10 protein-coding genes are annotated in these 11,346 nt (G+C 72.7%); 7 read left to right on the top strand and 3 right to left on the bottom strand.

Annotation, left to right across the window (positions count from 1 at the left end; genetic code table 11):
- The first annotated feature begins 2 nt into the window (after nucleotides 1–2).
- The 5 genes from ACFRAC_RS11315 (at nucleotide 3) to ACFRAC_RS11295 (ending at nucleotide 3,452) form a co-directional block, all read left to right on the top strand.
- Nucleotides 3–413 carry a VOC family protein gene (locus ACFRAC_RS11315; protein WP_361347399.1) on the top strand — a complete coding sequence of 137 codons (411 nt, stop codon included), beginning with the start codon at nucleotides 3–5 and terminating at the stop codon, nucleotides 411–413.
- 119 nt (nucleotides 414–532) lie between these two features.
- Nucleotides 533–940, top strand: a complete 408-nt coding sequence (locus ACFRAC_RS11310; protein ID WP_382923492.1) for a hypothetical protein — start codon at nucleotides 533–535, stop codon at nucleotides 938–940.
- A 12-nt stretch (nucleotides 941–952) separates the two neighbouring features.
- Nucleotides 953–1,441, top strand: a complete 489-nt coding sequence (locus tag ACFRAC_RS11305) for a thiol-disulfide oxidoreductase DCC family protein (protein ID WP_382923490.1) — start codon at nucleotides 953–955, stop codon at nucleotides 1,439–1,441.
- 197 nt (nucleotides 1,442–1,638) lie between these two features.
- Nucleotides 1,639–2,631, top strand: coding sequence for a trypsin-like serine peptidase (locus tag ACFRAC_RS11300; protein ID WP_382923735.1), 993 nt, complete (start codon nucleotides 1,639–1,641; stop codon nucleotides 2,629–2,631).
- Nucleotides 2,632–2,654: 23 nt separating this feature from the next.
- Nucleotides 2,655–3,452 (top strand): TetR/AcrR family transcriptional regulator, encoded by a 798-nt coding sequence (locus tag ACFRAC_RS11295; protein WP_382923488.1) that lies wholly within the window; start codon nucleotides 2,655–2,657, stop codon nucleotides 3,450–3,452.
- Between the two features lie 12 nt (nucleotides 3,453–3,464).
- Here ACFRAC_RS11295 and ACFRAC_RS11290 read toward each other — a convergent pair whose 3' ends face one another.
- Nucleotides 3,465–5,876 (bottom strand): MMPL family transporter, encoded by a 2,412-nt coding sequence (locus tag ACFRAC_RS11290; RefSeq protein WP_382923733.1) that lies wholly within the window; start codon nucleotides 5,874–5,876, stop codon nucleotides 3,465–3,467.
- A gap of 164 nt (nucleotides 5,877–6,040) precedes the next feature.
- On the opposite strand from ACFRAC_RS11290, the gene ACFRAC_RS11285 reads away from it, so the two are divergent.
- The gene (locus ACFRAC_RS11285; RefSeq protein WP_382923486.1) at nucleotides 6,041–6,730 is read left to right on the top strand and encodes a response regulator transcription factor; all 690 of its coding nucleotides are present in this window, start codon (nucleotides 6,041–6,043) and stop codon (nucleotides 6,728–6,730) included.
- Nucleotides 6,727–8,199, top strand: a complete 1,473-nt coding sequence (locus ACFRAC_RS11280) for a sensor histidine kinase (RefSeq protein WP_382923484.1) — start codon at nucleotides 6,727–6,729, stop codon at nucleotides 8,197–8,199. Before ACFRAC_RS11285 ends, ACFRAC_RS11280 begins: the two co-directional genes overlap by 4 nt.
- A gap of 25 nt (nucleotides 8,200–8,224) precedes the next feature.
- Here ACFRAC_RS11280 and ACFRAC_RS11275 read toward each other — a convergent pair whose 3' ends face one another.
- On the bottom strand, nucleotides 8,225–9,781 hold the full coding sequence (locus ACFRAC_RS11275; RefSeq protein WP_382923482.1) for an ABC transporter substrate-binding protein: 1,557 nt from the start codon (nucleotides 9,779–9,781) through the stop codon (nucleotides 8,225–8,227).
- Between the two features lie 199 nt (nucleotides 9,782–9,980).
- Nucleotides 9,981–11,303 (bottom strand): metallophosphoesterase, encoded by a 1,323-nt coding sequence (locus tag ACFRAC_RS11270; protein ID WP_382923480.1) that lies wholly within the window; start codon nucleotides 11,301–11,303, stop codon nucleotides 9,981–9,983.
- Between the last annotated feature and the right edge of the window lie 43 nt (nucleotides 11,304–11,346).

Here is an 11,346-nt window from a genome sequence, read left to right as displayed (position 1 = left end):
CCATGTCAGATGACGAGTCCTACGAGCTGCTCGGGTTCGACAACGTGCTCCTGCCGGTCGGCGACCTCGCCGAGGCCGTCGGGTTCTACGAACGGGCCGGGTTCACCGTCGGGTTCCGGCTCGACGAGGCCGGGATCGCGCTGCTGAAGGTGGGGGGCGAGACGCCCGGCATCCTGCTGCGGCACGAGGACGCTTTCAGGCACCGCACACCGCCGTGGCCCTCGGCGCGCGTGTGGCTGGAGGTGCCGGACGCGCGGGCGGCGGCGCGGATGCTGCGGGACGCGGGGACGGCACCGCTGGACGAGCCCTTCTCGACGGCCACCGGCTGGACCGTGGAGATCGCCGACCCCTGGGGGAACGTCCTCGGCTTCACGGACTACACCAAGCGTCCGGAGCTGAGCCGAAGGCCCTGACCGACACGGCCCCCTGACGGCGTGACGCACGCCTCACGCCAGCGAGTTGAACGTGTTCAAACACAGGTCTACTGTCATGCATGTCAGAGATTTGAACACGTTCAAGAAGGGGGAGGGCCATGGACCGCACGGTCATCGCCTATGTCATCTACCTGGCCGTCAGCATCGGGCTCACCATCTGGGTGGCCCGTACGCTCAGCCACAACGGGCGGATCTTCCTCGCCGACGTCCTGCACGGCAACGAGAAGCTCGCGGACGCCGTGAACCACCTCCTGGTGGTCGGCTTCTACCTCGTCAACCTCGGCTTCGTCGCGCTGTACCTGAGCGACGACGACACCGTCGTCGACACCCGCGGCATCTTCGAGGCCCTGTCGGCCAAGCTCGGCGTGGTCCTGCTCGTGCTCGGCGTCATGCACCTCGCCAACGTCTACGTCCTCAACAAGATCCGGCGGCGCGGCGTGATGGAGCGCGAGCAGGTGCCGCCGGTGGCGCCGCAGGGCTGGGCCGCCCCCTCGGCCGAGGCCTGAGCGGGGGCCGTCATGACAGCCGAGACGCCCGCCCGGGCCGCCGGGATCCCGGTCCGCGCGCTCACCGTCCTCTACGACGCCGAGTGCTCCCTGTGCGCCTTCGTCCGCGACTGGCTCGTGAAGCAGCCGACGTGGGTGCCGCTGGAGACGGTGCCGGCCGGGTCCGCCGAGGCCCGCCGCCGTTTCCCCGGCCTCGATCACCGGGCCACGCTCGACGAGATCACCGTCGTCGGCGACGCCGGGCAGGTCTACCGGGGCGCCGCAGCCTGGATCGTCACCCTGTGGGCGCTGCGCAGGCACCGGCCGCTCGCCCATCGCCTGAGCACCCCGAACGGGGCGCGGCTCGCCAGAGGGGCCGTGCTCGCGGCCGCCGCCTGGCGCGGGGCGCAGGGCCGGGGGCGGACGCCGCGGCAGGGCGAGGGGTGGGTGTACGACCGGCGGGCGGGCTGGACGTACTACCCGCCGGGGTGTGCCGACGGAGGGTGCGCGACCCCCTCGTGAACCGGGGACACGAGGGGGCGCGTACGGCCTGCAACCGGAACCGGTTTGGCATGCACCCTTCCAAAACCGCGCTCGGGTTGGCACGCTGCCACCGGTTCCGCACTCCCGCACTCGCACCGGCTGTCGCAGCCGGACGGCCCGTTGGGCCGCCCGGACCCCCCATCGCAGAAGGAGTACGCGTGAGAGGCACACCCAGCATGGTCCGCATACCTCGGCCCGCCCTCGGCGTCCTCGTCGGCGTCACCGCCCTGTTCACCGCCGGCACCCTCGCCACCCCCGCGGGCGCGGCCCCGGAGCCCGGCTCCCCCGCCCGCGTCCACTCCGTCCCGGCCTCGGCACAGCAGCAGGCCCGCGCCTTCTGGACGCCGGAGCGGATGCGTTCGGCGGTCCCGCTCGACCTCCTCGACGCGGGCGCGCGGGCCGTCGACACCGCACCGCGCGCGGGCCGCCCGGCCACCGTCGCGCCCACCGATCCCGCCGCCGGAACGGCGGCCGCCGGACCGGCCGCCTTCCCCAACGGCGGCGGCGCGTGGACCGGCGGCGGCGCCGTCGTCTCCACGGCGGGCCGCGTCTTCTTCAGCTACCAGGGCCGTACCGCGTCCTGCTCCGGCAACGCCGTCACCAGCGCGAACAAGAGCACCGTCATCACGGCCGGCCACTGCGTGAAGCTGGAGGGCGCCTGGCACACCGACTGGGTCTTCGTGCCCGGCTACCACGACGGACAGGCCCCCCACGGCCGCTGGACGGCGGCGAAGACACTGTCCACCCCGCAGTGGACGGCGAGCGAGGACATCAACTACGACGTCGGCGCGGCGGTGGTGGCACCGCTGGACGGCCAGCGCCTCACGGACGTCGTCGGCGGGCAGGGCCTCGCCTTCAACACCGGCTACAACCAGCGCATGTACTCCTTCGGCTTCCCGGCCGCCGCCCCCTACGACGGCGAGAAGTTCGTCTACTGCTCCGGGACCACCAGCCGGGACTTCCTGCTCTCGAACGATCACGGCATGGGCTGCGACATGACCGGGGGCGCGAGCGGCGGGCCCTGGTTCACCCGGTTCGACGAGGCCACCGGCACCGGACTGCAGTCCTCGGTGAACAGCTTCAAGTACAACTTCCTGCCCAACCGCATGTACGGCCCGTACTTCGGCGCCGACGCGCAGAACCTCTACCAGGCGGCGCAGTCCTCCTGATCCGCACTGGTTAGGCTCGTTCCGTGCCCCCGAAGAACGACAGCCCCGAGCAGGGCGACACGCCCAGCAAGTCCGAGCAGACCCGCGCCCTGATCCTGGAGACCGCCATGCGGCTGTTCCAGGAGCGCGGCTACGACAAGACGACGATGCGGGCGATCGCCCAGGAGGCCGGGGTCTCCGTCGGCAACGCGTACTACTACTTCGAGGGCAAGGAGCACCTGATCCAGGGCTTCTACGACCGGATCGCCGCCGAGCACCGGGCGGCGGTCCGGGACATCCTGGCCCGGGAGACGGACCTGGAGGCGCGGCTCGCGGGTGTGCTGCGGGCCTGGCTGGACATCGCCACGCCGTACCACGAGTTCGCGGTGCAGTTCTTCAAGAACGCCGCCGACCCCGACAGCCCGCTCAGCCCCTTCTCGCAGGAGTCGGAGCACGCGCGCCAGGAGGCCATCGGCATCCACCGGCAGGTGCTGTCGGGCGCGACCCGGACGAAGGTGCCCGAGGAGCTGCGGGACATCCTGCCCGAGCTGATGTGGCTGTCGCAGATGGGGCTCGTCCTGTACTGGATCTTCGACCGGACCGAGGGCCGCGAGCGCAGCTACCGGCTCGCCGAGCGGGGGGCCCGGCTCACCGCGCGCGGGGTCGCGCTGGCCCGCTTCCGGGTGCTGCGCCCCCTGGTGCGCGAGGTGCACGACCTGTTCACGGACTTCCTGCCGGGGATGACCCGGATGATCCCGGACCCGGCGAAGGAGCACACGCGCGGGCCGGCGGACGGGGAGTCCGCCGGCCCGGGGGCACCCGCCCCGGACGAGCGCCCCTGAGAGGTCACCGCGTCAGTTGACGGCGTCGACCTCTCCCCCGGTCAGTTCGACGTCGTGCACAAGGGGGCCGTCGCCCACGACCACGTGCGCGGCGCGTGACCCGTGGGCCGGTGCGCTCGCCGCCAGCAGGTACGTGCCCGGCGCCGGCACCGAGACGATGTACGACCCGTCGGCCAGGGACGTCACGCGGTCCAGCTGCCGTCCGCCCTTGCTGAGCAGCGTCACCGCCGCGCCGTCGACGGGCTCGCCGTCGGCGGTGAGGACGAAGCCGTGCACGACCGAGGTGACGGCCGGGCCGTCCGGCGCCGACGCGGCCGGCGCGGGCTGCTCCGCCGGTTCGACGGCCAGATGCGGGAGCCGCTTCTCCAGCCAGCCGGGCAGCCACCAGTTGGCCTTGCCGAGCAGGTGCATCGCGGCCGGCACCAGCGCGGTCCGCAGGATGAAGGCGTCCAGCGCGACGGCCGCCGCGAGGCCGATGCCGGCCATCGCGCCCTCCATGTCGCCGCTCAGCACGAACGCGCTGAACACGCAGATCATGATGAGCGCCGCCGAGTTGATGACGCGGCTGGTCTCCGCGAGGCCGACGCGCACCGCGCGCGCGTTGTCCTTGGTGTGGACCCACTCCTCGTGCATCCGGCTCACCAGGAACACCTGGTAGTCCATGGACAGGCCGAACAGCAGGGACAGCATGATGACCGGCAGGAACGAGGTGATCGGGCCCTCCTTGCCGACGCCGATCAGCTCGGTGCCCCAGCCCCACTGGAAGATCGCCACCAGGACGCCGAAGGAGGCGGCGGCCGCGATGAGGTTCATCAGGGCGGCCGTCAGCGGCACCACCAGCGAGCGGAACGCGATCATCAGGAGCAGGAAGCCGAGCGCGATGATCGTCGCCACGAAGTACGGCAGGCGGTCGCCGGTCACCGACGCGAAGTCCTTGAAGACGGCTGTCACCCCACCCACATGGGCGTCGGCCCCCGCTTGCGGGATCACGTCGTCCCGCAGCCGGTCGATCAGGGCGTCGGTCTCCTCGGACTGGGGCGAGGTGTCCGGCACGACCTGGATCACGGTGACCCCGTTGGCGGGCGGGACGGGCGCGACCCGCGCGACACCCTCGGTGCCGCGGATGCCGTCGACCAGGCCCGCGGGCGCCTCGCCCTCGACGACGACCTGGAGCGGGCCGTTGAAGCCGGGGCCGAAGCCCTCGGCGAGCAGGTCGTACGCCTGCCGGGTGGTCGTGGACTCCTGGTGGTTGCCCTGGTCCGTGGCGCCCAGCCGCAGCGACAGCACGGGGATCGCGAGGACCGCCATGACCACGACGGCCATCGCGACGACCGGGCGCGGACGCCGCTGGACGTACGCCGACCAGCGCGCCGCGAGTCCGCCGGCCTCCGCGGGCTCCGGACCGGCCGCGGCGAGCCGGGCCCGCTGCCGCCGGCTGAGCACCCGCACGCCGAGCACGCCCAGCAGGGCCGGCAGCAGCGTGACGGCGGCCAGCACGCTCAGGACGACGGTGAGCGAGGTCGCGATGACCACGCCGTCCAGGAACCGCATGTTCATCACCAGCATCCCGGCGAGGGCGATGCACACCGTGCCGCCCGCGAACAGCACCGCACGCCCGGAGGTGTTGAGGGCGGTCACGGCCGCCTCCTCCGGCTTCATCCCGCGCAGGATGCCGCGCCGGTGCCGGGTGACGATGAACAGGGCGTAGTCGATGCCGACGCCGAGGCCGATCAGTGAGCCGAGCAGCGGGGCGACCTCGGGCACGTCGGTGACGTGGCTCATCAGCATCGTGGCGATCATGCCGGTGCCGACGCCCGCGACGGCCACCACGATCGGCAGCAGCATCGCGAACAGCGAGCCGAACGCGAGGAACAGCACCACGGCGGCCGCGAGGATGCCGACGGCCTCGGCCGTGCCCTGCGGTGGCTCCTGGGTGCGGGCGATGGCCTGTCCGCCCAGTTCGACCCGGAGGCCGTCCCGCTCGGCGGCCTGAGCCGTGTCCACGACGTTCTCGATCAGTTCCTTGGGGACGGCGTTGGCCTGCTCGGTGAAGGTGACCTGCGCGTACGCGATCCGCCCGTCCCGGCTGATCTGCGCGGCCCCTTGCTCCGCGTACGGGTCGGTGACCTCACCGACGCCCTTCATCCGCCCGATCTCCGCCAGGGCGGGCTCGACGCGGGAGCGTACGGACGCGTCCCGTACGGATCCCTCGTCCACCTTCCACACCACCGTGTCGGTGTCGCCCGCACGCTCCGGGAAGGCCTTCTCCATCAGGTCGTACGCCGTCGCCGAGTCGGTGTCCGGGAGGGAGAAGACGTTCGCGTAGTTCGTGCCCGCCCCCGAACTCGCCGCGCCCAGGCCGAACAACGCCCCCAGCCAGAGCAACAGGACCACCAGCCGGTGCCGATAGCACCACCGTGCCAATGCCGCCACGCTCAACGCTCCTTAGTCGGTCGGATGGTCCCCCAGGTCCTGCGCAACAGCATCGGGTGCGCGCCCGCCCGCCCGGCAGGCGACGCCCATGACTCTCAAGGAACTCCAAAGACGGAACCGGCCCGGCCGCGCGCGGGCCCGCCGATACTGGGGGCATGACGACGGCTTCAGGCACCGTGCTGGTCGTGGAGGACGAGGAGAGCATCGCGGACGTCCTCCGGATCGCCCTGCGCTACCACCGGTTCGAGGTGATGACGGCGTGCACCGTCCGCGACGCGGTCGCCCTCGCCGAGCGCACCCGCCCGGACGTGGCGCTGCTCGACGTCATGCTCCCGGACGGCGACGGGCGCGCCCTCGGCCGGGAACTGCGGCGCACCCGGCCCGAGCTGGCCCTGGTCTTCCTCACCGCGCGCGACGCCCCGGCGGAGATCGTCGGTGCCCTCGGCTTCGGCGACGACTACATCACCAAGCCGTTCGACGTGGACGTCGTCGTCGCCCGGATCACGGCGGTGCTGCGCCGCACCCGCCCCGCCGACGTCCTGACCCAGCGCCCGCCGCTGCGCTACGGCGACCTGGAGCTGGACGAGACGACGTACTCGGTGCGCCGCGCGGGCCGCACGGTCGAACTGACCCCCACCGAGTACGCGTTGCTGCGCTTCCTGGTGCGCAACGGCGGACGGGTCGTGCCCAAGGAGCAACTCCTGCGCCATGTCTGGCAGTACGAACACACCCCGCCGGAGTCGACCGTGGTCGAGACGTACATCAGCTACCTGCGCCGCAAGCTGGACACCTTGGGGCCGCCGGTGATCACCACCCGGCGCGGCGTCGGATACGGGCTGGCGTGAGGGCCCGGCGCCTGCTGGAGCGATGCCGGCGCCGCGGCATACGCTCGCTGCGCGGCAAGCTGACCCTGGTGAACGTCGCACTGCTGGCCGCGGGCATCGTCGTCGCGACCGCCGTCAGCCTGATGACCGCGCGGTTCTATCTGCTCGACAAGGTCGACACCGAGCTGAAGAGCGCGCGCGGCACCCTCAGCCAGGCCGGGTTCACGCTGCGCCAGATCGAGTCGCTGAGCGAACTGGGCATCGCCCTGGACAGGTTCAGCGGGGACGGCGCCACGGACACCGACCCGCTGCCGGGCCCGTCCATGGTGTACGTCGCCGTCGGCCCCACCGGGGAGCCGGTCGCTCTCGGCCCGCTGCGGCCGACGCCCCGCCAGCACGCCCTCGCGTCGGCCGTCGACGATCCGACGGCACTGGCCTCCGACGAGGAGCCGACGGACGTCACGGTGGAGGGCGAGCGCTACCGGATGGCGGGGGCCCGGCTGGCGGACGGCACCGTCGTGCTGATCGCCGTGCCCACCGAGGGACTGCACGAGGGCATGGGCAAGGCGCTCAAGATGGACCTGGCCGTCGGCACCGCCCTGCTGGCCCTGCTGGGCTGCCTGACGATGTTCGGCGTGCGCCGGCGGCTGCGGCCGCTGGAGGACATGGTGGAGACGTCGTCGGCCATCGCCGAGGGCGATCTGACCCGGCGGGTCCCCTCCAGCAGCGACGCCACCCTGGAGGTCGAGCAGCTGCGGCTGGCCCTGAACTCCATGCTGCACCAGGTGGAGTCCGCGTACCGCACACGCGAGCACAGCGCGGCCCAGCTGCGGCGCTTCGTCGGCGACGCCTCGCACGAGCTGCGCACCCCGCTGTCCGCGATCCGCGGCTATCTCCAGCTGTACGACAAGGGGATGCTGCCGGACCAGGCCGAGCGCAAACGGGTCTGGGACCGGATGAACGGCGAGGTGGACCGGATGGGCCGGCTCGTCGACGAACTGCTCACCCTGGCCCGCCTCGACCAGCGGCCCGCCCTGCGGTTCCGCAACGTGGACCTGAGCCGTCTGGTGCGGGAGGCGGCGGAGGACCTGCGGGTGCAGCAGCCCGAACGGCCGCTGACCGTCGGCGCCGAGGGGTCGCTCCTCGTGCACGCCGACGAGTCGGGGCTGCGCCAGGTGCTGGGCAATCTGCTGAGCAACGTCCGCACGCACACGCCCGCCGACGTGCCGGTGCGGCTGGAGGTGGAGCGGGACGGCAAGGCCGTACGGCTGTGCGTGCGCGACCGGGGGCCGGGGCTGTGCGAGGAGGACGCGGCCCGGGTCTTCGACCGGTTCTTCCGGGCCGGCGGGGGCGCGGGCAGCGGGCTGGGCATGGCGATCGTGCAGGGCGTGGTGGAGGCGCACGGCGGTGAGGTCGCCGTGCGGACGGCGCCCGGCGAGGGGCTGGCGGTCACGGTGACCCTGCCGGCGCCGGCGGTGCCCGTCTCCTGACACCGCCGGCCGGGTGTGTCCCGCGTCAGATCCAGTCGAGGCTCCACAGCCGGAACACGCCGGTGCCGTCCGAGAGGTACTGCCCGCCGCCGACGTCCTCGGTGGTGACGACGTACTCCTTGGCCTGCCACAGCGGGATCACCGGCACGTCCCGGGCGACGGCCTCCTGCAGGTCGCGGAAGTCCCGGGTGGCCTGCGCGCGGTCGGCGTACTGCTGGCTGGCGGTGATCAGCCGGTCGACCGTCTTGTCGCTGTAGCCGGTGTTCATGGTGCCCTTGGTGCCGACGAGGGGGCTGCCGTAGGTGTCCGGGTCGGGGAAGTCGGCGACCCAGCCGACGGCGTACGCGTCGAGTTCGCCGCCCGCCCACCGCTTCTGGAAGTCGGTCCACTCGTAGCCCTTGACGTCCACCTTGAACAGGCCGCTCGCCTCCAGTTGCTGCTTGATCTCCTCGGCCTCCTCGGCACCGGAGCCGCGACCGGTGGCGTAGCCGTAGGTGAAGCGCACCGGCAGGCTGATCCCGGCGTTCTGGAGCAGGGCGCGCGCCTTCGCGGCGCTCTGCTTCGGGTAGGCGTCGAAGAACGAGGTGGTGTGGCCGGTGATCCCGGTCGGGATCAGCGAGTACAGGGGGTCGACGGTCCCCTTGTAGACGGTCGCGGCCAGCCTCTCGCGGTCCACCAGCCACGCCATGGCCTTGCGCACCCGCACGTCGTGCAGCGGGGAGGAGGCGCGGGTGTCGAAGTAGAGGTTGCGGACCTCGGAGCTGTCGGCCTCCGAGACGCGCTGGTGGGTGTCGGCCGCGTTCAGTCCGGCGAGGACGCGGGGCGGGAGCGTGCGCGTGGCCACGTCGATCCGCCGGTCGGTCCAGGCGTCGCCCAGGGCGTTCCCGTCGGAGTAGTAGCGCAGTGCGACCGGGGTGGCGCTGCCGCTGACGGCGCCCTTGTACCGGGGGTTGGGGTCGAGCAGGGCCTGCTTGCCCACGCTGTAGCCGGACAGCGTGTACGGGCCGGTGCCGTCGACGGAGTCACCGGTGCGCAGCTCGCCCGCCGGGTACTTCTCCCGGTCGACGATGGCGCCCGCGCCGGTGGCGACCTTGAGCGGGAACGTGGCGTCCGGCGACGACAGCCGGAAGGTGACGGTACGGCCGCTCGCGCGCACCGAGCCGAGCGTGTCCAGCAGGGAGACGGGGCCGACGTCCGAGTTGATCCGCTTGACCCGGTCGAAGGAGTACTTGACGTCCTCCCCGGTCATCGCCCGCCCGCTCGGGAACGTGATGCCCTCGCGCAGCTCGCAGCGGTACGTCCGCAGGTCGCCGCCGACGAAGCCGCAGCTCCGCGCGGCGTCCGGGACGGGGGTGACGCCGCCCGGCTCGAAGGTCAGCAGCGACTGGAAGACGTTGCTGAACAACGCCCACGAGCCGGCGTCGTAGGCGCCGGCCGGGTCGAGCGAGGTGACGGCGTCCGTCGTGCCGACCGTGATGGTTCTTTCCTGGTTCTGCTGTGACGGCAGCAACTGCCAGCCACCCACCCCCACGGCTGCCAGCACCAGCAGCGTCGCGAGAATCCGCATGCGAACCGTACGCATGGGTGTGCCCTCTCCCCAGGCCCCGCAGGGCCCCCGCATGAAGCTGTCCGATTTTTCACGCCACTCCCCTAAGTGGCGGGCACACCTAATCACACGGGTTTCATCGGGCGGAAGAGGATTCTGGCGACATGGGAAAGAACTTACCTACGGGTGTTTCCAGCAGGTTTCACCATTCGGTCACGCCACGGGCACACGCGGGTCAGGCCTGACGGGACGCCAACTCGATCACGGTGATGTCGGAGGGAGCGCCCACGCGCGTGGGCGGGCCCCAGGCGCCCGCGCCCCGGCTGACGTACAGCTGGGTGTCGCCGTAGCGCTCCAGTCCGGCCACCGTGGGGTTCGCCAGCTCGGCGATGAGGTTGACCGGCCAGAGCTGGCCGCCGTGGGTGTGCCCGGAGAGCTGGAGGTCGACGCCGTGCTCGACGGCGTCGTGGATCTGGACCGGCTGGTGGGCGAGGAGCACGCACGCGCGTCCCCGGTCGCGGTCGCCGAGTGCCCGCGCGAAGTCGGGGCCCTGCCCCTCGTCCTCGCCCGCCACGTCGTTGACGCCGGCCAGGTCGAAGTGCGGCAGTTCCGTGCGGGCGTTCTCCAGGGGGCGCAGGCCCAGCCGGCGCACCTCCTGGACCCATTGCGCGGCGCCCGAGAAGTACTCGTGGTTGCCGGTGACGAAGAAGCTGCCGTCGCGCGCCCGGAGCCGCGCGAGCGGTGCGGCCGCCGGGCCGAGATCCTTGACGCTGCCGTCCACCAGGTCCCCGACGACCGCGATGAGGTCGGGCTGGGTGCCGTTGATCGTGTCGACGACCTTCTGCGCGAAGCCGCGGCCCAGCACCGGGCCGAGGTGGATGTCGCTGACGACGGCGATCCGGTAACCGTGCGCCGCGCGCGGGAGCTTGGCCAGGGGGACGGTGACCCGCTTCACGCTGGGGCCGCGCAGCACGGACCGCGTGCCGTGGCCGACGGTGCCGACGGCGGCCGCCGCGGCGGTGCCGGCGACCACCCGGGAGACGAACAGGCGCCGGGTGGGCCCGGGTCGGGGGTCGTCCGGGCCGCCGGCGTCCGCCGGGGGCGGGTCGGCGGTGAGCGCCGGTGTGCGGCCCGTGGCCGGGGACGCGCCCCGGGGGCCGCGCGGACCGGCTGCCACGGCGGCCGGGGCGACGACCTCGGCCGCGTCCGGCCGCGCCGCGGGCTCCTCGGCGCCCGCCCGACGGTCGAGCCACCGGCGCAGCAGCGGCCGTACGAGCTCACCGGCCAGCAGGTACAGCAGGAGGTACAGCGACAGGGCCAGCCACAGGAAGCCCGGCCAGGCCAGGACCTGCTGGAGCCAGAAGGGCGCGCCCGCGCGCTCGGCGACCAGGGCGCCGACCGTCAGCGCCCACCCGCCGGCGATCACGGCCGCGCCCACGCGGCGCACGGTCCCGGGAGCGCGGGTCGTGTCGCGGAAGAGGCGGCGCCACACCCACCAGTTGCCCGTCACCAGCACGGACACCACGAGCAGTGCGACGAGCGCGAAGACGATGACCACGCCGGCGTTCCCTTTCCCTCAGGTGTCCGGTGAACGTCCGGCC

The organism is Streptomyces sp. NPDC056628, assembly GCF_042792555.1.
GTDB lineage: Bacteria > Actinomycetota > Actinomycetes > Streptomycetales > Streptomycetaceae > Streptomyces.
This window is presented reverse-complemented; position numbering and strand designations above follow the sequence as displayed.